Annotated in this window: 17 protein-coding genes; 2 read left to right on the top strand and 15 right to left on the bottom strand. The window is 61.4% G+C overall.

The features are described 5' to 3' along the window. Positions 1 to 160 precede the first annotated feature (160 nt). The 13 genes from ACUXVH_RS21560 to ACUXVH_RS21620 all read right to left on the bottom strand — a co-directional run bounded on the left by ACUXVH_RS21560 (position 161) and on the right by ACUXVH_RS21620 (position 17,036). On the bottom strand, positions 161 to 865 hold the full coding sequence (locus ACUXVH_RS21560; RefSeq protein WP_065363897.1) for an NAD(P)H-dependent oxidoreductase: 705 nt from the start codon (positions 863 to 865) through the stop codon (positions 161 to 163). 9 nt (positions 866 to 874) lie between these two features. Continuing rightward, the gene (locus tag ACUXVH_RS21565; protein WP_065363896.1) at positions 875 to 2,083 is read right to left on the bottom strand and encodes a pyridoxal phosphate-dependent aminotransferase; all 1,209 of its coding nucleotides are present in this window, start codon (positions 2,081 to 2,083) and stop codon (positions 875 to 877) included. A gap of 26 nt (positions 2,084 to 2,109) precedes the next feature. Further along, positions 2,110 to 3,717: a 5-guanidino-2-oxopentanoate decarboxylase gene (locus ACUXVH_RS21570; protein WP_065363895.1), complete on the bottom strand. Its 1,608-nt coding sequence runs from the start codon at positions 3,715 to 3,717 to the stop codon at positions 2,110 to 2,112. Positions 3,718 to 3,727: 10 nt separating this feature from the next. Then, entirely contained in the window at positions 3,728 to 5,827 is a 2,100-nt protein-coding gene (locus tag ACUXVH_RS21575; RefSeq protein ID WP_065363894.1) for an acetate--CoA ligase family protein, read from the bottom strand. 21 nt (positions 5,828 to 5,848) lie between these two features. Beyond that, entirely contained in the window at positions 5,849 to 7,009 is a 1,161-nt protein-coding gene (locus ACUXVH_RS21580) for an acyl-CoA dehydrogenase family protein (RefSeq protein WP_011061007.1), read from the bottom strand. Positions 7,010 to 7,226: 217 nt separating this feature from the next. Next, positions 7,227 to 8,018: an enoyl-CoA hydratase/isomerase family protein gene (locus tag ACUXVH_RS21585; RefSeq protein WP_011061006.1), complete on the bottom strand. Its 792-nt coding sequence runs from the start codon at positions 8,016 to 8,018 to the stop codon at positions 7,227 to 7,229. Positions 8,019 to 8,506: 488 nt separating this feature from the next. Further along, the gene (locus ACUXVH_RS21590; protein WP_015635402.1) at positions 8,507 to 9,910 is read right to left on the bottom strand and encodes an amino acid permease; all 1,404 of its coding nucleotides are present in this window, start codon (positions 9,908 to 9,910) and stop codon (positions 8,507 to 8,509) included. A 208-nt stretch (positions 9,911 to 10,118) separates the two neighbouring features. After that, the gene (locus ACUXVH_RS21595; RefSeq protein ID WP_065363893.1) at positions 10,119 to 12,374 is read right to left on the bottom strand and encodes a hybrid sensor histidine kinase/response regulator; all 2,256 of its coding nucleotides are present in this window, start codon (positions 12,372 to 12,374) and stop codon (positions 10,119 to 10,121) included. Next, complete coding sequence (locus ACUXVH_RS21600; RefSeq protein ID WP_445495867.1) at positions 12,371 to 13,174, bottom strand: substrate-binding periplasmic protein; 804 nt, start codon at positions 13,172 to 13,174, stop codon at positions 12,371 to 12,373. The genes ACUXVH_RS21595 and ACUXVH_RS21600 overlap by 4 nt, the downstream gene beginning before the upstream one ends. 1 nt (position 13,175) lies before the next feature. Next, positions 13,176 to 13,892 (bottom strand): response regulator, encoded by a 717-nt coding sequence (locus ACUXVH_RS21605; protein WP_011061002.1) that lies wholly within the window; start codon positions 13,890 to 13,892, stop codon positions 13,176 to 13,178. An 83-nt stretch (positions 13,893 to 13,975) separates the two neighbouring features. Continuing rightward, positions 13,976 to 14,614: a TetR family transcriptional regulator C-terminal domain-containing protein gene (locus ACUXVH_RS21610; protein WP_019093491.1), complete on the bottom strand. Its 639-nt coding sequence runs from the start codon at positions 14,612 to 14,614 to the stop codon at positions 13,976 to 13,978. A gap of 466 nt (positions 14,615 to 15,080) precedes the next feature. Next, on the bottom strand, positions 15,081 to 15,875 hold the full coding sequence (locus ACUXVH_RS21615) for a class II aldolase/adducin family protein (protein ID WP_065363890.1): 795 nt from the start codon (positions 15,873 to 15,875) through the stop codon (positions 15,081 to 15,083). A gap of 99 nt (positions 15,876 to 15,974) precedes the next feature. Then, a complete protein-coding gene (locus ACUXVH_RS21620) occupies positions 15,975 to 17,036 on the bottom strand; it encodes an ABC transporter substrate-binding protein (RefSeq protein WP_065363889.1) in 1,062 nt (353 codons plus the stop codon). Between the two features lie 214 nt (positions 17,037 to 17,250). On the opposite strand from ACUXVH_RS21620, the gene ACUXVH_RS21625 reads away from it, so the two are divergent. Continuing rightward, a complete protein-coding gene (locus ACUXVH_RS21625) occupies positions 17,251 to 19,203 on the top strand; it encodes an oxidoreductase (RefSeq protein WP_445495871.1) in 1,953 nt (650 codons plus the stop codon). 73 nt (positions 19,204 to 19,276) lie between these two features. Continuing rightward, entirely contained in the window at positions 19,277 to 19,903 is a 627-nt protein-coding gene (locus ACUXVH_RS21630) for a cupin domain-containing protein (RefSeq protein ID WP_445495873.1), read from the top strand. 245 nt (positions 19,904 to 20,148) lie between these two features. Here the strand turns inward: ACUXVH_RS21630 and ACUXVH_RS21635 are convergent, their stop codons facing one another. Then, complete coding sequence (locus tag ACUXVH_RS21635) at positions 20,149 to 21,993, bottom strand: DUF2357 domain-containing protein (RefSeq protein ID WP_445495875.1); 1,845 nt, start codon at positions 21,991 to 21,993, stop codon at positions 20,149 to 20,151. Positions 21,994 to 22,005: 12 nt separating this feature from the next. Then, the gene (locus ACUXVH_RS21640) at positions 22,006 to 24,543 is read right to left on the bottom strand and encodes a hypothetical protein (protein ID WP_445495877.1); all 2,538 of its coding nucleotides are present in this window, start codon (positions 24,541 to 24,543) and stop codon (positions 22,006 to 22,008) included. Positions 24,544 to 24,584 lie beyond the last annotated feature (41 nt).

A 24,584-nucleotide genomic window follows, 5' to 3' on the forward strand; every position in this document is an offset into this window, starting at 1 on the left:
GCCGGCAAGCCGGCTCCTACGGAGGAAGGCGTATCGCCGCGGACGCTCGTGTAGGAGCTGGCTTGCCAGCGAAGGCGGCCGCAAGAGCAGCGCAAGGCTCAAGGGCCTGTTCGCCGGCAAGCCGGCTCCTACGGAGGAAGGCGTATCGGCGGTGGGGATTTCAGACCGGCAAGGGGTACAGGGCTTCGTCGAACTGGTCCAGGCGCGGGAAGACCAGGGGCTGGTCGTCCGCCAGGTGCTGCAGGCGCTGGCGGTAGCTGTGCAGGAAAGCTTCACGAGCCTCCTGGCTGATGTAGGGCACGTGCCAGGCCACGAAGGGTTCCAGCACTTCATAGCCGACATAGGCCAAAGTGCCGCGCAGCAGCGGGCGCAGCATGTCCTGCAGCGGGCCGTGAATCGCGCCTTCGCCGAACATGTGCTCGCGCCCGCCCAGGGTCAGGGTCACCAGGGCTTTCTTGCCCGCCAGCCCGCCCTGGTCATAGAACCGCTTGCCGCCATAACACACCCCCGACACCAGCACCCGGTCGATCCAGCCCTTGAGCATGGCCGGCACCGAGAACCAGAACACCGGGAAGTTGAGGATCAACAGGTCGGCCCACAGCAGCTTGTCCAGCTCGGCCTGGATATCCGCGGCAATGCTCTGGTTCTTCACCCCCAGGCGCTGTTCCAGGGCATACACCAGGTAATCCGGGTTGTCCCGGGAGGCAAAATCCGCGGCGCTGGCCACCGGGTTCCAGTTCATCGCGTACAGGTCGCTGACCTGCACCTGGTGCCCCTGGGCCTCCAGGGTGCTGCGGGCCTGGTCACGCAAGGCGGCGGTGAAGGACTGCGGTTCGGGGTGGGCGTGGACGATCAACACATTCATGAAGCTTCCTCAGACAGGTTGCACAGTAACAGGGGCATCGCGTTCGGCCAGGCACTGCCGGGCGCACAAGGCGATGCGCCGGCAGGCTTCGCGCAGGTCATCCGCTTGCAGCACCAGCCCCAGGCGGATATGCCCGGCGGCGCTGGGGCCGAAGGCTTCGCCGGCCAGCACCGAGACGCCCTGCTCATCCAGCAGGCGCTCGCTGAAGGCCTGGGCGCTGAGCCCGGTGGCGCGGATATCGACCATGACGAACATGCCGCCATCGGGTTTCAACGGCCGGGCACCGGGGCAATCGGCCAGGCAGTCGCACACCAGGTCCCGGCGCTGGCGATAGGCCTGGGCCATCTCTTGCAGTTGCGGCAAGGGCTGTTCCAGGGCCACCACGGCGGCGTCCTGGATGAATTCCGGTGAGCCGTAGAGCATGCACAGGGCGAGATTTTCCAGGTGCGCGGCCAGGGCCGTCGGCGCCACCACCCAGCCCAGGCGCCAGCCGGTCATGGCATGGGACTTGGAGAGGCTGTTGAGGGTCGCGGTGCGCTCGGCCATGCCCGGCAGGCTGGCCGGGCTGACATGCTCGCCCTCGTACAGCAGTTCGCTGTAGACCTCGTCGCAGATCAGCCACAGGTCATGTTCGATGCACAGCACGGCCAGGGCCTCCCAGGTGGCCCGGGGAATGCTCGCGCCCGTGGGGTTGTGCGGGCTGTTGAGCACCAGGGCCCGGGTCTTGCCGGTGATGCGCGCGGCCACCGCCTCGGGCTGTACCCGAAAGCCGTCTTCGGCCCGCACCGGCAGCGGCACCACCCGGGCGTTGCAGGCACCGAACACTGCTTCATAGGTGACGTACATCGGCTCGGCCACTATCACTTCGTCACCCGGGTCCAGCAGGCACTGGGCCACGCTGTAGAGGGCGCACTGGGCACCGGCCAGCACCACCACCTGCTCGGCATCCACCACTTGCCCGCTGCGCTGCTGATGGCGGCGGGCGATGGCCTCGCGCAAGGCGCGCTTGCCGCGCACATCGGCGTAATGGGTGTGGCCGGCCTGCAGGCTGTCGATGGCCGCCTGGACGATGGGTTGCGGGGTGTCGAAATCCGGGTCGCCCACCGACAGCAACCAGACTTCCTCGCCACGTTCGCGCTTGGCCAGGGCCCGGTAATGAATGTCCCAGGCGGCGGCGCCGTCTCCGGCAATACGTTGGGTCAGTCGAGAAAAGCGCATGCACAAGCTCCAGGAAAAAGGGATGGTCAGCGCGCGCAGGCGTGCTTGAGTTCGATCAGGGTCACGCCGTTGCGGGCAAAGCCCTCGCGCAGTTCCTGTTGCAACTCATCGAGGCTGGCGGGCTGGCTGACGCTGCAACCAAAGGCCCGGGCCAGGGCGGCAAAATCCGGATTGCGCGGCAGCACGCCGATCGGTTCGATGTTCAGATCCAGCATGTCATCGCGGATCTGCCCCAGGGCATCGTTGTTCCACAGCAGCACCACCAGCGGGCTGCGCAGTTCCTCCACCGCCGTGGCCAGTTCCTGCACCGTGTAGAGAAAACCGCCATCGCCCACCAGCACCAGCCCGGGACGCTCGGGGGCACCGAGCTTGGCGCCGATGCCCGCCGGCAAGCCGTAGCCGAGGGTGCCGTAGCCGGTGGGATGCAGCCAGCTGCGGGTCGCCCGGGTCGGGTACAGGTAGTTGCCGCTGTAGGCCAGCTGGGTCATGTCGCTGGCGATAAAGCCGTGCTCCGGCAACTCCGCGGCAATGCGCTGCAGGATCGAGCGATGAATCTGCTGCAAGGGCCCCTGCCCGTTCTGCACCGCCTGGCGCAGATCGGCCACCGCATGAATCGCCGCCGTGGCAGGCGTGACTTGTTGCTCCAAGGCCAGCAGCAGTGCGTCCAGGGTGGCGCGGGCATCGCCGTGCAAGGCCACCGAACACGGGTAGAAGTCATTGAACTTGCGCGGGTCGATGTCTAGGCGCAGCAGCTCGCCGTTGAGCGGCAGGCGCTCGCGCCAATAGTCGGTGTCGGCCATCTCGGTGCCCACCGCCAGCACCACGTCGGCCTGACTGATCAACTGCCAGCCGGGCTCGACACACAAGGTCGCCCCGGCGTTCAGTGGCGCCTCGTCCGGCAACAGGCCCTTGCCGGCAACGCTGCTGAAAAACACCGCGCCCAACCGGGTGCTCAGGGCCCGCAGTTGCTCGGCGGCGTGCAACGCGCCGCCGCCGGCAATGATCATCGGCCGCTTGGCACTGCGCAGTGTGTCTGCCGCCTGCTGGATATCCGCCGCCGCAGCCGGGCCGCGAGCGGGGCGTCGCCGCACTTCACCGGTCCAGTCCCGGGCGACCTTGGCCGCCAGCACATCCAGGGGCACGCTGATGTGCACCGGGCGCGGGCGCTCGCTGTCGAACACGGCAAAGGCCCGTGCGATCAGCTCCGGCAGATCTTCCGGGCTCAGGGCCAGCGCCGAAAAGGCGGTGATAGGCGCGGTAATCGCCCGCTGGTCCTGGGTTTCGTGCAGCGAGCCGCAGCCCTTGCCCAGGCTGGCGCTGTGGTTGACGCTGGAAATCACCAGCAGCGGGATAGAGTCGGCGTAGGCCTGGCCGATGGGGGTCGCGACGTTGGTCACCCCCGGGCCGCTGATGACGAAACACACCCCGGGCTTGCCGCTGACCCGGGCGTAACCGTCGGCCATGAAGCCCGCGCCCTGCTCGTGGCGGGTCAGCACATGGCGGATGCCGTTGCCGGGCAGCCCGCGGTACAGCTCCAGGGTGTGCACCCCGGGAATGCCGAACACCGTGTCGACGCCGTAGCCGGCCAGCAGCCGCACCAGGGCCTGGCCACCGGTCAAGGTCTGATCGTGCATGTCTATCTCCTCAAGCCTGGCCAAGGCGAATCAACGCATCGACCGCGACGGTGCCCTGGGCGCCGACCAACAATGGGTTCACATCCAGTTCCAGCAGTTGCCCGGCATGTTCGCAGGCGTAGTCCGCCACCGCGCCGATGGCCGCCACCAGGGCCTCAAGATCGGCCTCGGGGCGCCCGCGAAAGCCTTGCAGCAAGGTAGCGCTGCGCAGGCTGAGCAAGGCCTGGCGGATCGCCCCTTCGGTGGTGGGCAGCAGCAGGCTGCGACTGTCCTTGAGCAGTTCCACCAGCACCCCGCCGGCACCGATCACCAGGGCCAGAGCGAAGTCGTTCTCACGCTTGATGCCGACAATCAGCTCCGCCAGGGGCGCCGCGGCCATGGGCTCCAGCAGGATCTGTTCAAAGGCCAGCCCCGGCGCATGCTCGGCAATCCGCGTGCGCATCAGGCGCAATGCGGCGCTCAGGGCTTCAGGGTCCTTGAGATTGAGGGCCACCGCCCCGGCCTCGGTCTTGTGCGGCAGCTCGGCGCTCACCGCCTTGAGCACCAGCGGGTAGCCAATGCCCGCCGCCGCGCTCAGGGCCTGCCCGGGGGTGGTCAACACGCCGTCCGGGGTACAAAGGCCAAAGGCGCGCAAGGCCTGCTTGGACTGCCACTCGTCCAGCAGCACAGCGCTACCGTCCAGAGCCTGCGGGCACAGCGGCACCAGGGCCGACTCCCCCAGGGCCAGCAACACCGGGCGCCGCTGTTGATAGGCGACGATCCGGCCCCAGGCCGCCAGGCCGTCCTCCACCCCTTGCAAGGCGGGAATGCCGTGGCCGTGCAAACGCTCGCGGGCACTGGCGGGCAGCAGTTCGGGAAAGGCCGAAGTGACAAAACCGCGCTTGCCGTGGCGTTGCAACGCGGCGCAGAACAGCTCCAGCAGCAGGTCGCATTCCTTGCGCTCGCCGGTAAATTCGGCCGGGTAATCCAGCACCAGCATGGCGCTGTCGGCCTCGGTACGCAGGGCCGTGTCGAGCATGGCTTGCAGGGCCTGGGCGTCGCCCCAGATGGCGGTGGTGAAATCCAGCGGGTTCACCAGGTTGGCGTAGCCCGGCAGCACCTGGGCCAGCTCGGCGCATTGCCCGGCATCCAGCTTGGGCAGCTGCAGGCCGTTGCGCTCGGCGTAGTCGGCGATCAGCCCGGCATCGCCCCCGGAACAGGCCAGGGCCATCAACTGCGGGCCAGCCGGCAACTGCCCGCAGGAGGCGGCTTTCAAGGTTTCGACAAAACTCACCGGGCCGCTGACCCGGATCACCCCCAAGCGCTGGAACAGCGCGTCGTACAGCGCGTCCGATCCCGACAGCGAACTGGTGTGACTCAAGGCCAGTTCGGCGCCGATCTGCGACACCCCGGTCTTCAGGGCGATGATGGGTATGCCCTTCTCCAGGGCTTTATGCGCCGCCCGGGCAAAACCCGGCACGTTCTTCAGGCCTTCCAGGTGCAGGCCGATGGCAGTGACCCGCGGCTCGTCCAGCAGCACGTCCATCAATTCGGCAATGCCCAGCTGCGCCTGATTGCCCACCGACGCCATGTAGGCCACCGGCAGCGAGCGGTCGCTCATGGACAGGTTGTAGGCAAAGTTGCCGCTCTGGGTCAGCACCGCCACACCGCGTTCCACGGGTTGACCGCCATGGGCCACCGGCCACAGCGCGGCGCTGTGCAGGTAGTCCAGCAGGCCGTAGCAGTTGGGGCCCAACAGCGCCATGTCGCCGGCGGCCTGGAGCAATTGCTGTTGCAGGGCCTGGCCCTGGGCGCCGGTTTCGGCAAAGCCCGAGGCGTAACAGATCGCCCCACCCGCGCCCTTGGCCGCCAGCGCCGCGACGCAGGTCAGGGTCAGCTCGCGGTTGGTGGCGACGAACACCGCATCCGGGCCGCAGGGCAGCTGTTCGATGCTGGCCACGCACGGCACGCCATCGAGCTCGGCATGCTGCGGGTTGACCAGCCACATGGGCCCGGTAAAACCGCCTTCGGCGCAGCGCTTGAGGGCCCGGGCCATGCTGCGCCCGCCGACGAAGGCCAGGTGCCGCGGGGCCAGCAGGCGCTTGAGATTGTCACGCAAAGTCTGGGACATGACGGCAATTCTCCAGGGCGCTCAGCGCATCAGCGGCCGCAGCAGTTCACGGGAAATGATGTGGCGCTGGATCTCCGAGGTGCCCTCCCAGATCCGCTCGATCCGCGCGTTGCGCCAGATGCGCTCCACCGGGCCTTCGTCCATCAGGCCCATGCCGCCGTAGATCTGCACCGCCTCGTCGGCCACCCGGCCCAGCACTTCACTGGCGAACAGCTTGGCCATGCCGGCCTCGCCATCGGTCATGCTGCCCTGGTCCATCTTCCAGGCGGTGTGCAGGGTCAACAGCTCGGCGGCGCGGATCTGCGTGGCCATGTCCGCCAGCTTGAACGACACCCCCTGGTAACTGCCGATGGCCTGGCCGAACTGCTTGCGGTCCGCGGCCCATTGCAAGGAGGCATCCAGGGCGCGCTGGGCCTGCCCCACGCAGTTGGCGGCGACCATCACTCGCCCGGCGGTGAGCCAGGCGTTGGCCACTTCCCAACCCTTGCCCACCTCCCCCAGCACCTTGCTGGCCGGTACCCGGCAGTCATCGAAGAACATCTCGAAGGTGTGGTAGCCGCGGTTGCTCACGCACTTGGGGCCACGGCGGATGGTCAGGCCCGGGGTGTCGCGGTCCACCAGGAACGAAGTCACCGCGTTGCGCTGGCGGCCGTTGTGCTCATAGGTGCCGGTGACGGCGAAGACAATGGCGAAATCCGCATGCCCGGCGTGGCTGATGAAGTGCTTGCTGCCGTTGAGCACGAAGTCACCGCCGTCGCGCACGGCGCGGGTCTTGATCGCATTGGCGTCGGAGCCGGCCCCGGGTTCGGTCAGGGCGAAGCAGTCGACCTTGCGCCCCTGCACGCAAGGCAGCAGGTAGTCGCCGATCTGCGAGCCGGTGCAGGCCATGAGGATTTTCGACGGCCGGGCAACGAACACATGCAGGGCCCAGGAACACTTGGCCAGCTCGCGCTCGATCAGCGCCTGGGACAGGTAGTCCAAGCCGCCACCACCCACTTCTTCCGGCATGTTGAAGGCATAGAAGCCAGCGGCGATGGCCTTGCTGCGGATCTCCCCGGCGAGGTCGGCGCTGACCTCATCGGCGCGGTCCACCGCCTCTTCGTGGGGCAGCAACTCCTTGCTGACAAAACTGCGAACCGCGTCCACCAACATTTCTTGTTCTTGGCTGAGTTGGAAATTCATGGCGCTACCTGTGAGTGATTGACGGTGCAAAAAAACCAGTGATCTGGCAGGACGATCTGGCGAAAAAACCTTCCCGTAGGAGCCAGCTTGCTGGCGAACAGGCCCTTGAATCAGGCGCTGTTCTTGCGGGCGCCTTCGCCGGCAAGCCGGCTCCTACAAAATGGGCGCATGGCCCAGGGGCCCTTTCGCCGGCAAGCGGAACGCCGCCCGGCCGCCCCTACAACCCTTGGAAACGTGGCGGGCGTTTTTCGCTGACGGCACGCAGGGCTTCGGCGCCGTCGGCGCTGCGCCCGCACAGCAGGCCGGCGGCCAGTTCGGCGGCCAGTTGCTGCGCCAGGCTGCGGTCGGCGCCCTGGCGGATCAGCTTCTTGGTCTGGGCAAAGGCGAAGGTCGGGCCCGTGGCCAGGCGCGCCGCCAGCTCGCTGACGCTGCCGATCAGTTGCTCGTCGGCGCACACCTCGCCGACCAAACCGGCGGCCAGGGCGCGTTCGGCGCTCCACAACTCATCGAGGAACAGCAGGCGCTTGGCCTGTTCGCTGCCGATCAAGCGCGGCAGGTGCCAGCTGGCCCCCGCGTCCGGCGAGTAGGCCATGCTGGTGTAGCCGGCCTTGAAGCGCGCCGACTGCCCGGCCACCCGCAGGTCGCAGCACAGCGCCAGGTCCATGCCACCGCCCACCGCCGTGCCGTTGATGGCGGCGATGGTGGGTTTGTCCAGGCTGTGCAGGCAGGTCATCAAGGCGTGGGCGGTTTCGGTCCAGCCGTAGCTTTCCAGGGCGCCCCGGGCCTCGGCTTCGGCCCATTCCGCCAGATCGGCCCCGGCGCAGAAACTGCGGCCGCTGCCGGTCAGCACCAGCACCCGTACCGCCGGGTCACTGTTGCAGTGCTCCAGCAAGGCATGCAGTTGCTTGAGGGTGGGGATGTCCAGAGCATTGCGTTGCTCCGGGCGATTGAGGGTGATCCAGGCTACGCCGGCTTCGACCCGGCTGAGCAGCGACGATGAAGGGGTCATGTGCGTCCTCGAATTATTGTGGTTGGCGTGAGGGAGGTGACGTGAGGGCCATACTAAACGAGTGTTCAACAAGGCGGCAATTGGTTGATCGAGGCCTGCCTCCATTCTGGAAAACACACATAACTCATTGTTTTAAATAAACATTAATCAGAATAAATCGTTGCTTCGGGCGCCTCTGTTACAACTTCGAACAACCGCCTACAACCTCCCGCGCGGGCTCTGTAGCCGCTGCCGAGCCTGCGAGGCTGCGAAAAGGACCGCAGGGCCTTGCTTGGCGGTCCTCAGGCAGACCCTGGGCGCCTTCAAGACCGCCGCGTCTCCTGCGTCGGCATGTCGCCCAAGCCGCTCGCAGCCTGCGGCAGCGGCTACAGGGAAATGTAGGAACTGGCTTGCCAGCGAAAGCGCAGGCCCAGGCGATGCAGGGCTCAAGGGCCTCTTCGCCGGCAAGCCGGCTCCTACGGGAGCCTGAGCGGTGTACCTGCCGGCTCCTACACGGCGGCTGCAGGTTGCAGTTGGCGTTTGCGCTGCATCAGGTAGTAGGCGCCGTAGCACAGGGCGATAAAGCCCGAGCCCCAGTACAGCGACGGACGCTGGGTTTCATCCAGGGCCAGGAACACGAACAGCGAACTGCACAGGACGATGCACAGCAGCGGCACCAGGGGGAACCAGGGCGCGCGGTACTTGAGCTGCTCCAGTTGCCCGCCTTCGCGCAGGAACTGGCGGCGGAAGCGGTACTGGGCCAGGGCGATGACGATCCAGGTCACGGTGCCGGCCATGCCGCTCACCGCCATCAGCACCATGAACAGGGTGTCGGCGGCGATGAAGCTGGTCATCAGCGAGATCAGGGCAAAGCACAGGGTGATGAACAGGGCGCGCAGGGGGACGCCTTGTTTGCTCAGGGGCGACAGGGCCTTGGGCGCCATGCCGGATTTGGACATGGCCCAGAGGATGCGCGTGGAGGCATACAAACCGGAGTTGCCCACTGAAAGAATCGCCGTGAGGATCACGAAGTTCATCAGGTCGGCGGCGTAGGGAATGCCCACCATGTCGAACACCTGGACGAAGGGGCTCTCCACCAGCCCGGCCTGCTGCCAGGGAATGATCGCCGCCAGCACCATCACTGCCAGCACGTAGAAGATCAGCACGCGAAACACCACGTTGCGCACGGCGCGGGGGATGCTTTTTTCCGGCTGGTCGGTTTCACCGGCAGCCACGCCCATGATCTCGCAGCCCTGGAAGGCGTAGACCACGGTCATCATCACCGCGAACACCGCCGGCAGGCCGTTGGGGAACAGGGAGTCGCCCTTGAGGTTGTCGAACATCGGCGCCGGGGCGCCGCTGGGCAGGTCGATGACGCCGAAGATCACCAGCGCGCCCACCACGATAAAGCTCAGGATCGCCAGCACCTTGACCCCGGCGAACCAGTATTCGGCCTCGCCAAAGGCGCGGGTGGCCAGGGCGTTGATGCCGAACAGCAAGGCCACGAACAGCGCCGACCAGTACCAGATCGGCACCCCGGGAAACCAGCGCTGCATCAGCATGCCGGCGGCGGTGAACTCCAGGCCCACGGTGGTGGCCCAGCTCATCCAGTAGACCCAGCCGATCATGAAGCCGGTGGCCGGGCCGATGTACTTGGTGGCGTGGGCCTGGAACGAGCCGGACACCGGCATCTGCACCGACAGCTCGCCCAGGCAGACCATTACCAGGTACATCAGGAAGCCGGCCACCAGGTAGGAGAGGATCGCCCCCCAGGGCCCGCCCTGGTTGATGGTGACCCCGGAGCCCATGAACAGCCCGGTGCCGATCACGCCGCCCAGGGACAGCATGAAAATGTGCCGGCTCTTCAGCGAGCGCGTCAGTTGGATGCCTTTGCGTTCAGTACTGGTCGTCATGGTGCACCTCAGCAGTCGGTGAGGCGCAGGGCGCGGGGCGATGGGACGGGACGTGGGGTACAAGCAGCTTGCAGGCAGTTCATTATTATTATCTCCAATAAGCTTCGAAGGCCGCGGCGGGCGCGGCTCAAGCGATTATTGGAAAGCCATGTAAGTTCGGGTTGAAGCAAAAGATCGAAGATGTAAAAAGTCGTAAGGATTTTGTACGTCAGGCCGCCAGCAAGCGCTGCAGCAAGGCCCGAGACTCTTGCCAGGGCCGCTGCAGCCTCGCCGCCAGGGACGCAAGAGCCGGGCGATCCGCCTGCTGCGCCGCCTCCTCCAACTCCCGCAGCACCCGGGCCAGCGCGCAAAACCCCAGGGAGTCGGCGCTGCCCGCCAGCCGATGGGCCAGGTGCAGGACCTCGGTGCAGTCTTCGGCGGCCAGGGCGTCGGCCAACAGTGGTTGTTGCTGATCCAGGGCATCGGCCAGGATCTGGAGCAGGTCCTGCAACTTCTGCTCGCCCAACAGACTGCGATGAGTGTCCAGCAAGCCCTGGTCGAGCAAGCCTTGCGGGGCCTGCAACGGCGGTGGCTGCAGTTGCCCGGCCAGCGCCTGACGCAGGCTGGCCAACTGCAACGGCTTGCCGAGAATGCCTTGCATCCCGGCCTGCAGATAACTGCGCACCACAGACGGCTGGACGCTGGCGGTCAGGGCGAAGATCCGCACCTGCCGATTGGGCCCGGGGCGGCGGCGGATGTCCCGGCACAACTCGACCCCGCTGATGCCGGGCAGGTGCACATCCAGCAGCAACAGGTCGAAGGCTTGCTGCCGGCACAGGGCCAGGGCCGTTTCACCGTCTTGCGCCAGCCACACCTGATGGCCGTCACGCTCCAGCAGGCCGCTGGCCACTTCGCGGTTGAGGGCCACGTCTTCGACCACCAGGATCTTCAAACCCTGCGCCGGCACCTGAAGCTGTGGCGACGGCAAAGGCTCTTGACCCACCCCCAGCACCAGCTCGAACCAGAAACAACTGCCCTGCCCCAGCTCGCTGTCGAGGCCGATGCGTCCGTCCAGTTGCTGCAGCAGGTGCTTGCAGATGGCCAATCCCAGGCCGGTGCCGCCATAGCGCCGGGTCACCTCGTCACTGGCCTGGACGAAACGCTCGAAGATCTTCTCGCGCATCGACGCGGCAATACCGATGCCGTTGTCGCGCACGCAGCAACGCAGGCGCTGGCCCTCGGCGGTGCTGTCGAGCACCTGCACTTCGACCCGCACCCAGCCGTCTTCGGTAAAACGAATGGCGTTGGCCAGCAGGTTGCTCAGCACCTGGCGCAAGTACTGCTCGGCGCCCTGCTGACGCGGCGCCAGTTGTTCGTCGATGTGCAATTCCAGGCGGGTGCGGTTGGCCTCGGCCCGGGGCTGCAACAAGGTGGTGACTTCTTCCAGCAACTGACGCAGGGAGAAGTCCCGCACTTCCGGGCGGCTTTCGCCCTCCTCCAACCGGGCAAAGGACAGCACTTCGTTGAGGATGCTCAGTAGGCCCTCCCCGGCTTGATGCAAGGCCTGCAAGCGCTGGCGATCCTGGCTGCCCAGGGGCGCCGAACGCAGCAGTTCGGCCATGCCGAGGATGCCATTCAAGGGGGTGCGCAGTTCATGGCTCATGGTCGCCAGAAAGCGCGACTTGGCGAGGTTCGCGGCTTCGGCCTCGTCCTTGGCGTGCATCAGGCTGGCGGTGCGGCGCTGGACCATTTTCTGCAGTTCGTCGCGCTTGTCCTGCAGGGCCAGGCGGTCGGCTTCGCGGCGCTGCACATCGTCGAGCACCGCCCGGCGCATGTCGTCCAGGGCCCGGGCCACGGTGTCGATCTCGTCGCCGTCCGGGCGCTGGCGCTTGTCCAGGTGCAGGGGCTCGTGCAGCTCGCCGGCCGCCACGCGCCGGGCGAAATCGGCCATCACTTGCAGGTGCCGGGTCACCAGGCGGTAGAACAGCCCGGACAAGGCCACCGCCAAGCCGCAGAGAAACACGCTCATCCACAACAGGCTGGCCAGCCCGGTGGCGTACAGGCGCCGGTACACCGCCCCCAGATCGGTGCTGACCTGCAACTCGCCGAGCTCGCGCAGCGGCCCGGACGGCGGCTGGTAGCTCAAGGGAAAACGCTCCACCCGCAACGGCCCGATCAGCTCGGCGCTGCCCTGTTGCAAGTCGAAATCGTTGCTGATCAGGTGCACCCGGGCCACATCGGAAAAGTCCACCAGCCCCTGCAACTGCACGGTCAGCTGCTCCTGGTTGAGGTCCCACAGGTTGCGTTCCAGGCTGCCCAGGTAACCGGCGCGGATCAGCTCCATGCGGCTGTCGATGTCGCGCATTTCCCGGCGGTATTCGAAGTACAGCTGCACGCTGCTGGCGAGCACGGTGAAGCACAGGCTGAACAGCAGGATAAACAGCAACAGGCGGCGCAACAGGCCGCTGGGCCGCAGCGCAATCATGGCCGGCCCTCGACCTGGGCCTTGAGCATGGCGCGGTAGCCGTCCTGGCTCTGCGCCAGCCAGCGCTGGATCGCCCCGCTGTCCACCTGGCGCTGCAACTGGGTGTCGATCTCGGCCATGCGCGCCGCCAAGGGCGAATGGCGCGACACCGCCAGGCGCAGGTAGTCGACGCTCACCGCCTGGGGCAAGGCGATGATGTCCTCGGCCCCCGGCAATTGCTCGATGAACAACTGCCCGGTGCGGCGTTCATGGGGGATGAAATCGATGCGCTGGCGGATCAGCTTGCCGAAATTCTGCTGGCTGCTGGAGACCCATTCGATATTGCCGTGCTGCACCACTTCGCGGTCGAAATCCTGGCCGTAGCTCTCGCCGAACAGCAGGCCGCCGCGGTAGGCGGTCAAGTCCTGCAAGTGGGTAAAACTCGGCAGGTTGCGGCGGTTGACGAACAGCGCCACCTCCTCACGCAGCACCGGCACCCGGGAAAACAACAGGTCCTGCTGGCGCTGGCCGGTGCTGTAGGCCAGCACCACATCCACCCGGCCGGCCGCGGCGTCCAGCAGGCAGCGCTTCCAGTTGCCCAGCACCACCACCTGCACCTGATAGCCCAGGTCCCCCAGCACCTGGCGCACCACCGTCGGTGCCAGGCCTCGCACCTGGCTGCCGTCGCTCCAGGAAATCGGCGGGTACACCGGGTAGTCGCAATAACGCAGCACGGGCTGGGGCTGCGGCGCGGGCTCGGCCCAGGTCGCGCCGGCCAGCGGGATCAGGCACAGGCACAGCACCAGCGCGCGACGCAGCAATTCAGGCCGCCACGCTGGCGGTGAACAGGTAACCGGCGCCGTGGATGGTGATGATCAGCTCCGGCTCGGCCGGGTCGTCGTGCAGCTTGCGCCGCAGGCGGCCCACCAGCACGTCGATGGAACGGTCGCTGGGCACCCATTCGCGGTTGCGGATCTGGTCCATCAACTGGTCGCGGCTCAGGGTATGGCCGCTGTTGCGCAGGAACACGCTGAGCAATTGGTATTCGCCGTGGGTCAGCAGGGTTTCAGCGCCCCGCGGGTCGATCAGCCGGCGGCGGTCGGTGTCCAGGGCCCAGTCGGCGAACTGCTTGACCGGGCTCGGGCTGTTGGCCGGGGCCTGGGGCGGGCTGGCCTGGCGCACCCGACGGATCAGGTTCTTGGCCCGGGACACCAGCTCGCGGGGGTTGAGGGGTTTGATCACGTAGTCGTCGGCGCCGCATTCCAGGCCGACGATCCGGTCGATGTCGTCGTTGCGCCCGGTGATCAGGATGATCCCCACTTCCGAACGCACCCGCAGCTCCCGGGTCAGGGTCAGGCCGTCCTTGCCCGGCAGGCGGATATCCAGCATCAGCAGGTCCACCGTGTGCTGGCCGAGAAAGCTCTCCGCCTGCTCCGCGGTGGCGGCGCAATGCACGTCGTAGCCTTCCTGAGAGAGATAAGCCTGAAGCAGCTCGCGAATCAGCGGATCGTCGTCGACGATCAATACCCGAGGAGTCATCGCCTGTGTTCCTGATTATTTTTATTAGAGAAACCACCTACAGCGCAGCAGCCTAGCCATTACTGAACAACCGATCAACAGCCCTATGTCGGCACAGCGAAACCTCGCCCGCCGCTGGCCAGCAGCCCCTCGACCCAGGCCTCGCAGATCTGCACGCCCTGCTGCGGGCTGAAGGTCCCCGGGTTGAGCCCGGATTCCAGCCACAGGCCGTCGAGCAAGGCGCTGAGGCTGATGGCCGCCAGATCGGCGTCGAAGCCTTTCCAGCCCTGAAGGCCGGCCAACTGGCCCAGCAGGCCGGCCAGCTCGTTACGGTATTCACCATAGGAATGTTCGTGGGCCAGGTTGATCGCGTCGGCGGTCTTCACCGCGCCCCAGAAGGCCAGCCAGGCATCCAGCAGCCGCGGGTCCAGCAGTTCGGCGCAGAACGAGGCGCGAAAGAACGCCGACAGCCGCTGCCGGGGATCGGGCTCGGCCTGCTCCATGGCCTCGCGCAGCAGGCTCATGACCCGCCCGGTGATGGCGCGATAGGCCTCGGCCACCAGCTCGTCCTTGCCGGAATAGTGATGGCTGATCAGCCCCACCGAGACCCCGGCCTCGGCGGAGATCTTGCGGATCGACGCGCCCTGGAAACCGTGGAGCTTGAGGCAGGTCAGCGTCGCCTCGATCAGCTCGGCCTTGCGCAGGTCGGGTTCCAGGCGGGAAAAGCGCGCTTCCTGGCTCATGGGGCGGGTTCCTTGGACAGTGGCGGGAAGTTGAAACTGAACGACTGTACAACAGGCCTTCCGTGGCTATCCAGCGTTTGTGTGGCCGCCCGAGCCGCACCGCTTCCTGTGGCCGCTGCCGAAGGCTGCGAACGAGTTGGGCGGCATTCCGTCGTAGGGACGCAACGATCTTCAAGGCGACACAGGTTCGGCTGGAGATAGTCAAGCAAGGCCCTGCGGGCCTTTTCGCAGCTTCGCCAGGGCTCAGCAGCGGCTACACATGACAAAGCCGGGAGCACCGTGACAAAAACAACAAACGGCGCGGTCCCTGTAGCCGCTGCCGAAGGCTGCGCACGGCCCGCAGGGACGCAAAGATCTTGAAGACGACACAGGTTCGGCTGGAGATCGTCAAGCAAGGCCCTGCGGGCTTTTCGCAGCTTCGCCAGGGCTCAGCAGCGGCTACAGGTAGATACAAACCCACGTGTGGTCAGGCGCGGTAGTCGGGGGCGATGCGCTCCAGCAGGCGCAACAACGCTGCCCAGGCCAGTTGCATGGCGTCCGGGTCGTTGAGCTCGCCTTCCTGCAGCGGCCGGCCCGGGTCGTTGAACTGGCGTTCGGTGTGGGCGCAGACCGCGTCCGGCGGTAGCACGATCTCCCCCGCCGCCTGGGCCGCCAGCTGGATCTCGCAGGCCTTCTCCAGGTAATACATGCGCAAAAACGCCTGGCTCACGGTTTCGCCCACGGTGAGCAGGCCATGGTTGCGCAGCATCAGCACGCTCTTGTCGCCGAGGTCGGCCACCAGCCGTTGCTGCTCGCTCAGGTCCAGGGCCACGCCTTCGTAGTCGTGGTAGGCCACGCGGCCATAGAACTCCATGGAAATCTGGTTCACCGGCAGCAAGCCACATTTGAGCGCCGCCACCGCGCAACCGGCCTTGGTGTGGGTGTGCAGCACGCACTGGGCGTCTTCCCGGGCGCCATGAATCGCGCTGTGAATCACAAAACCCGCCGGGTTCACCGGGTACGGCGACGGCTCCACGGCTTCGCCATTGAGGTCGATCTTCACCAGGTTGGAGGCGGTGATTTCATCGAACATCAGGCCGTAGGGGTTGATCAGGAAGTGATGCTCGGGCCCAGGCAGGCGCACCGAGATATGGGTAAAGATCAGGTCGGTCATGCGAAAGTGCGCGATCAACCGGTAACAGGCCGCCAGCTCTTCGCGCAGGCGCTGTTCGGTGGCGCTGCGCTCGGTCAGGGCGTGGGGGCTGGGAGCGATATTGTTCATTGTTGGAGTCCTCCAGGCAGGTGGGCGGGCAAACGGGGCCGGTAAAAAGAGCCCGCAAACAATAGGACCGGACGCCCGCAGGCGTCCAGCCCGTTGCGCTTACTTGCTGGCCCAGGCGTTGAAGCGCTCTTCCAGCTCTTCGCCATGATCAACCCAGAACCCGACGTCCATCGCCAGTGCACCCTTGAGGTTCTGTTCCGAGGTCGGCACCCACTGCGCCAGCGCCGGGTCGAGCTTGGCTGCGGCCAGGGTGTTGGTGGGGCCATAGGGGATCTGCTTGACGTAGTTGACCTGGACCTCGGGAGTGTTGGCGAAGGCGATGAAGCGCTTGGCCTGATCCACGTGTTTCGAGCCCTTGATGATCGCCCAGTAGTCCATGCCGTACAGGCTGCCGGGCCAGACCACCGCCAGCGGCGCGCCGGCCTGGGCGGCCACGGCGATGCGGCCGCTGTAGGTGGAAGTCATTACCACATCACCGGCGGCCAGCCACTGCCCCGGCTGGGCCCCGGCCTCCCACCACTGGATGTAGGGCTTGAGTTCGCTGAGCTTGGCAAAGGCCCGGTCCACCCCCTCGGGCGTGGCCAGGACCTTGTACACGTCCTCGACCTTGACCCCGTCGGCCATCAGGGCGAATTCCAGGTTGTACACCGCGCGCTTGCGCAGGCCGCGCTTGCCGGGGAACTGCTTGACGTCCCAGAAATCCGCCCAGGATGTCGGGGCCTTGGCCAGCTTGTTGCGGTCGTAGGCAATGGCCACGCTCCACACCAGCACCGCCGAACCGCAGGGCTGGGCGGCATCGGGAATCAGCTGCTCGGCACGGCCCAGGGCCTTCCAGTCCAGGGGCTCGTACATGCCTTCGTCGCAGCCGCGCATCAGGTCCGGGCCTTCGATCTGCACCACGTCCCAGTCGACGTTGCCGGTGTCGACCATGACCTTGATCCGGGCCATTTCGCCGTTGTATTCGCTCTGGATCAGCTTGCTGCCATCGGCCTTGCTGAAGGGTTGGAACAACGCCACATCCTGGGCTTTTTGTCCGGCTCCGCCGTACGCCACGACCACCATGTCGGGGGCTGCCTGGGCAGTGCCCTGGCCCAGGGTCAGACCCAGGGCGAGGCTCAGGGCCAGGAAAGAACAACCGTGCTTGCGGGTGAGCGCTTTCATCTGTGAATCCTCTTCGCGGTGCCACACCGGCAGGCGCCGGCACAGCCCTTTTTTATTGTTGTGAGGTTGGCCCCGGGAGCGGGCGCAAATCGAAGCTACTGCAAGCCTTAGTAAAAAAACAAGTTGATTTTTTACTGGCGGTAAATTTTGATAGGCCAACAATAACAACGCCAAGGCCCCGCCCCCTGCCCTTGGCCCGCCTGGAGTCACCGCAATGACCAGCGCCTTCCCGCACCTGTTCGAACCCTTGCAGATCCGTGGCAAACGCCTGAAGAACCGCATCATGTCCAGCGGCCACGACACCTCGATGCCCACCGACAACCTGGTCAACGAACAGCTGATCGCCTACCACCGCGCCCGGGCCGAAGGCGGCGTCGGCCTGATCGTGCTGCAGGTGGCCGGGGTCCACGACAGTGCGCGCTACACCAGCCACGTGCTGATGGCCACCGACGACGCCTGCATCGACGGCTACCGGCGCCTGGCCGAAACCTGCCACGCCCACGGCACCGTGGTGCTGTCGCAGATCTTCCACCCGGGGCGGGAAATCATGGAGTCCGCCGATGGCCTGCTGGCCGTGGCCTACGCCCCTTCGGCGGTGCCCAACGAACGCTTCCGGGTCATGCCCCGGGCCCTGGACCAGGACATGATCGACGAGATCATCCAGGGCTACGCCGACGCCGCCCGGCGCCTGCATCAGGCCGGGCTGGACGGCGTGGAACTGGTGGCCAGCCACGGCTACCTGCCGGCGCAGTTCATCAACCCGCGGGTCAACCGCCGCACCGATGGCTACAACGGCGAGCTGGAACAGCGCCTGCGCTTTATCCGGGAAATCCTCGGCGCCATGCGCGCCAGCACCGATGCCGAGTTCATCATCGGCCTGCGGATTTCCGCCGATGAGCGCGACCCCGAAGGCCTCACCGAAGACGAATCCCTGGCCGCCGTGCAAATGCTGCAAGGGCAACTGGACTACGTGCACATCGTCGCTGGCACCTCGGCCTCCCTCGGCGGCGCCGTGCACATAGTCCCGCCCATGGCGGTGGAAGCGGCCTATCTGGCCCGGGAAGCCGGCACCTTCAAGGCCAAACTGTCGATCCCGCTGTTCGTCACCGGGCGCATCAACCAGCCCCAGGAAGCCGAAGCGATCATCGCCAAGGGCCAGGCCGACGTGTGCGGCATGACCCGCGCGCTGATCTGCGACCCGCAAATGCCCAACAAGAGCGACAGCGGCCACGCCGAAGACGTGCGCGCCTGCATCGCCTGCAATCAGGCGTGCATCGGCCACTTCCACAAGGGCCTGCCGATCTCCTGCATCCAGCACCCGGAAACCGGCCGCGAGCTGCTCTACGGCCAGCCCAAGCCGAGCGCCCGCGGCAAACGCATTCTGGTGGTGGGCGGCGGCCCGGCCGGGATGAAAGCCGCCGCCGTCGCCGCGCAACGCGGCCACCGCGTGACCCTCTACGAAGCCAGCGCGCAACTGGGCGGCCAGATCCAACTGGCGCAACTGCTGCCCCGGCGCAGCGAATTCGGCGGCGCCAGCACCAACCTGCAACGGGAAATGCAACTGGCCGGTGTCGAAGTGGTGCGCAACACCCGGGTCGACCGCGCCCTGATCGAGCGGGAAAAACCCGACCACGTGATCATCGCCACCGGCGCCCAGCCCTACTGGCCGAACTTCGAACGCGGCGGCGAACTGCAAGTGGTGGACGCCTGGCAAGTACTGCGCGACGAAGTGCAACTGGGCCGCAGCGTCGTGGTGGCCGACTGGCGCTGCGACTGGATCGGCCCCGGCATCGCCGAGCGCCTAGTCCGCGCCGGGCACCAAGTGCAACTGGCGGTCAACGGCACCCACTGCGGCGAAAACCTGCCGCTGTACGTGCGCGACCAAATGGCCGGCGAACTGCACAAACTGGCGGTCCCGATCATTCCCTACGCCCGCCTCTACGGCTGCGACGACAGCACCGTGTACCTGCAACACACCGCCAGCGGCGAACCCATGCTGCTGGAAAACGTCGACAGCCTGGTGCTGTGCCAAGGCCACCAATCCGTGGACGACCTCGGCCAGCAACTCAAAGGCCTGGTGCCCTTCCAACGCATCGGCGACTGCCTGGCACCGCGCACCGTCGAAGAAGCCATCCACGAAGGCTTGAAAGTCGCCTGGGCGCTTTGAGGCTGCTTTATACTCCAGGGCTTTTGCAGGACGGGCGCCCGGACGCGTCCGCCTTCCTGGCCTGGAGCCCGCCATGAACCCAAGCAGCAAGACGCCGCACGCGAGCACCCCGCCCGAGCCCGGCACCGATAACCAAGCCCCTGGCGGCCCACAGTTTCTTGGCACCCGCATCCGCGGCCTGCGCAAACGCCGCGGCCTGACCCTGAGCGAACTGGCCCAGCAGAGCGAACTCACCGCCGGCTACATCAGCCAGCTAGAACGCAACCTCGCCTACCCCTCCATCCCCGCCCTGTTCAACATCGCCCGCAGCCTGGGCGTGACCATCCAATGGTTCTTCGCCAGCGAAACCCAAACCGCACCCGAAGACCAAGGCTATGTGGTACGCAAAAAACAGCGGCTGCAGGTGAATTATGAGAACGGGATTATCGATCAACTGCTGACCCCGCAACCGACCCGGCAGTTGGAGTTTTTGCACTCGCGGTTTCCGCCGGGGACCTACAGCAAGGAGAGTTACAGCCATGAGGGAGAAGAAGCCGGGTATGTGCTGTCGGGGAGTTTTGAGCTGTGGGTGGGTGAGCGGTATTTCCAGCTGAGTGAGGGGGATAGCTTTAGCTTCTCCAGCCAGGAACCGCATAAGTATGGGAATCCTGGGGAGGAGGATGCGGTGGTGTTGTGGGTGATAACGCCGCCGACGTTTTGAGGGGCTTATCGTATTGGGAGGAATAAAAGTCTTTGGAATAGACTACTACCAGCGCATAAAAACAGGACCGAACACTTAACTAACAATAAGGCCCAACCCTTATTAGAACGATGAAAGCATTAAAACTAATAGCTTGACAAACAACAACGCCGCCCATATTGGCACGGCGCCAAGCGAAAACTTACCACATCACAAATATCAAACCTAAAAACACTACTACCGTAAAAACAAACAAAGAAACCAAGTTAATTTGTTGCTAAGAGTACAGGGCCTTCCGCCGAAGGTGCTTCAGCTATCGAAATAGCATCTTCCACGTAGGAGATAGACAAAGAAGCAGGCTTGAATAAGGTTGAAATCAGTTTATCTAGTGGTCGCTCCTCGTCAGGAGTAAGTTTTAGAAACCCAAAGAAAGGGGCTGTAGCTAAGCGATCGTAAACGTTGAACGGTCCGCCATGGTAGCCTTGCTCATGATTAAATGTTTTGGGTATAAGTGCATATACCAGTTTTACCGCATGCGAATCGATTTGCAGGTCTTTACTTACCCCTTTTAGCTTCAAGTAATACTTATCAATAATCGCTGGCAAATGCCGTTCTTTTGTCTGACTTTCTGTCGAATACTTCGCGTCAAAAATATAGTACGCTGGATAGTTATCACCACCATCCTGTCTTATCACAAAATCCGGAGTAAAGAACGGATTAGAAACGCCTTTTGCATGATATGTATCAACAAGCTCACCTGACTTCGAAAGCTCACTATAAGCCCAAATTGTAGGCTCATAAAAAAGTTCTAGAGTCTTCTCACTAGACTCAAATTTATAATAATTCGTAATTTTATCTTGCGCATGCGGAGCCGGCCGCCCTCGCATGCCAAGTTTTCTATCTGCTTCGTTAGCTCCGACAGCTGTCAGCTGATAGCCCATATCGACAAACTTATCGACAATTTTATACAAACAAAAAAATTCATATAGCTTGTCAAGTGACTTCAATCCAAAAAGGTAATTACTTCCACTCCATGCCGGCTGCCCAAGCTTGTACCAACTATCAATAAGTCGAAATGACCTCTCATAATGAGTATAACGTTTAGCCTGAGGAGTCAGTATAGGAACAACCGTGCCACGAATAGTACATGGCAGGTGCTTTTTAAAGAAGGCAATAAGCTCATTACATTGCTGCAACAGCATCCTAGCCTCCCTAAAACGCCGTTCCATCAGTGGCGCCTCAACTTTTTTAAGAATACTATCAAAAGTATAATAATCCTTATAAGGCGTATGCGTTTGATACTTCCTCTTAAAATCAGGAACAGCCCCCAGAAAACCTTTCAAGTTAAGCAAAAAGCTATGAATGACTTGATTTTCAAACAAATCAGTATCAACCCTCAATACACTCCTCTGTATTTGATCGATTGAGTAGTGACGATTATTTATAATAACCTTAGACGCATCAGGCGATACAGGATAAATCTGATCAAGATGCTGAAACAGCCAGGATATATCTTTATCTGTTATATGCGTAGTATCTTCGTAATTACTAACCCTTAGTGTCTCTACGGACCTTTTGCAGGGCTGAGTTGCAAAGCGATGACGGTTCGCATTCAACAACTCAATTATTCTGCGAGAAAAATCGATTTTGGTGAGTGTATCCGTAGTTTCACCAGCTTTAGAATCCGATCCAATATGTGTCTTCGAAAAACACAGATGCGTTACATCTTTCATTTTCAATGAAAGATATTCCAGTATTTTTTCCGCCTGCTCTTTGTTTATTTTTGTTGCATAAACATCAATTGGCGTAACACGCATCAAATCATGGCCGTTAGAAAAGGATACGGCTATAGACGTCACTCCAAAATGATTGGATAAATACCGACCAAATTCCACAGTATGCTCTGTAAGTTCGCCATTTTGATATGGTCGATTTAGCAAAACACTATGATCTTGTATAAAAATCTTAGGTTCTCCAAGAGCATTCGGACAACTGACTCGAAAAGAAATCGAGTCAGTTTCTCGAATAGCAGGGATCTCCGTAAAGGTTTCTTGAAGGCAATACGCCTGGACCCCTTCATGACTTTGAACTAACAATGATATTTCGATCATGGCAACCACAACTCAATGCGAGAAGTAGCTAAAGGAATTCATATCAATACGTCCGGCTTCATGCATTCGGCGTAGCAGCCCGTGGCTTATTTTGAAGTCGTCTTGATCAAGAAGATCAATTAATTTTTCGATCCTTAACGCGTAACCATCTCCACTACCTTGAATTAAAGGTAGTACATGTTGACTAAGAGCATAGTCCAAAGCGCGCATATTTGAACTTGAGCGCATGAGAGGATGAGCTACTAAACAGTAGCGCTCTATAGCATTCTCTTTCCGCTTTGAGATAACGCACCGTTTACCCCAAGCAATATTGTCGTCCATGAGAATATTTTTCACTTCTTGTAAGAACGCCATCTGATGTGCAATCGCCTCTCGTTCATCCTCTAGTGGAAGCGACTGATCAATATCGAACATCTGATGTAATGTGCTATGACTAATTGGGAGATCAATCCCCTCAACATCAATATCCTGAAGTTCTTCTTCATAACGTTCATTAATTGGCTGAAGGGTGATAATAGGCGCTCGATCAATCAATCGAGGGCTAAGTGGCTCAGTGGTTAGGTCATTATTTATAGTACCAATAAAACGAAGAGAATTTGGAACTTGCATAGGTGCTTCTGAATCATTAACACGTAAAACCTTATCAGACTCAATATCGGCCATACCCATAAACGGTGCCCAATAGTGCTCAATCGCAGATAAATTTGCTTCATCCAAAAGCACCCACAGCGGTGCAGCCATCTCACACTTCTCGTGCTGACAAGACTTTATGTACTGATAGAAACCCGTAGGCGCAGGTATCATGCGACTGGATAGCGGATTAAAATAACCAATAAGATCACGTTGACTAGTCCACCCTCTACCGACAGAAATATTGAGCATCCGAGTAGATAGTTGCTTCGCTTCCGCGAGTATTTTTACAAGCGAAGTCTTACCAACCCCTGGCAACCCCGATAGAATCACTATAAAGCTTTGTTGAATTGAGATCAGAAGATTAGCAATGAAATCCTTCGCATAATAGCGTCCCTTCGATGCGAGTTGCCGCCGAAGCTCATCGATATAACGACTTCTTTCGGCCAATAGAAAATCAGAATTTATTTCACGAGCACTCGCATGAGGAAGAGTCTTAAGCAACTCTTCTACAGGATGTGTCATACCTGAAATTGCTTCCACATATGGTCTAAGAGTAAAAAGTTTCTTGCGAAGCTCTTCATCGCGCTGCTTCAGCTCATCTTCCATGAGATCTTTGCTTTGTTTTGCCATATCACTTTGTTCTTGATAGACCTTCAACCGAGCATTCGCCGATGTAATTTCACTTTTTAGTGCAGCTAGATCCTTATAGGGATCAGCCTCTTCCTTCAGCAACTTAAGTTCATTTTTTGCTTTAGTTATTTCTGCCTCAAGCTCACTGCGCTCTTTATTTCGAGCCTCATCAACAAATATTCGTTGCTGTGCTTTAAATGTCGCATTTTGCTGTTCAAGCTTTTCAGTAGCATTCTGATTTTCAGCTTCGAGACTCTTTTGCAGCTTTGTCAATTTATCCACTTTCAAAGAAAGCGCGGCAAACTCCTCTGTCAGCTTATCCTCTTTTTCCGCTCTAAATTTTCTTAAATAGATCTCTTCCCTAGACTCAACATGCTTATTCAATAACTCTTGGCCAGCCGAGGTCTGCAGATAGTCATGAAGCGCACTTTCAAGAGACTCTAATTTCTCTGATGTTGTAGTAGCTAATGCAAAAAAACGATTCAACTGCTCAATAGCATTACTTGGGATATTTTTGGTTTTACTAAGCGCAGCCCTAAACATAATTTGTTCATTTTTTGTAAACGACTTGAAGGCAACTTTTTTTACCAGTTCGCTCCCAAGCTTTACAATTTCTTCATCGGACGCAAAGTCCACGTAGTCGCACGACTGCTGTTCAAACATCTCAGCTCGCAGCAAGAACGAATATCTATCGCCTCTAATATCGTAATGAGCCACTCCTGGCTCAATATCTTCATAACGATACTTACGTATACTCCCAGTTACATTCTTACCTGGAAATGGACCTTCCACAGATAATAACTTTACAACTGTACTCCCATTACTATCACTTTCCGAAGCTGTTTGAAATGGCCCATAAAGCGAGTCACCATTTTTTATAAGAATCAGGGGTGTGAAAGGCGGCGCGTCTGTATAAACAACTTTATCATTTGGAGAAGGAAGTGTAGTACTTAGTATTTGCAGCGCAGCTTTTCTTGGAAGCCTAGACTCCACTTTTGTGGCCGTAGTTACATAACGACAGTCGCCTTCCTTCCACTCTTGAGTTGTAGGTATCGCCTCAATCTGAAACAACTCTCCTGCATCAAACTTTGTATCTATATCATGATAGTTACTAGTTACAAAAACCTGACAAGTTTCACAAAAAAATTCTTTCTCATTTACCAGGTAAAGCTCGCCATTAATCTGTTCAAACACCACATCTAAAAAACCAAGATTTGATGGCGCATCCGCGTTGTAAATGGCTCGATACTTTTTCCCAAAAAGAATTCTTTTGCTAGAGCTATCCATGTTTCTCTCATTTAGTTATCAGTGACGGTCTTGGCACAACA

Source organism: Pseudomonas sp. 8(2025), from assembly GCF_052665325.1.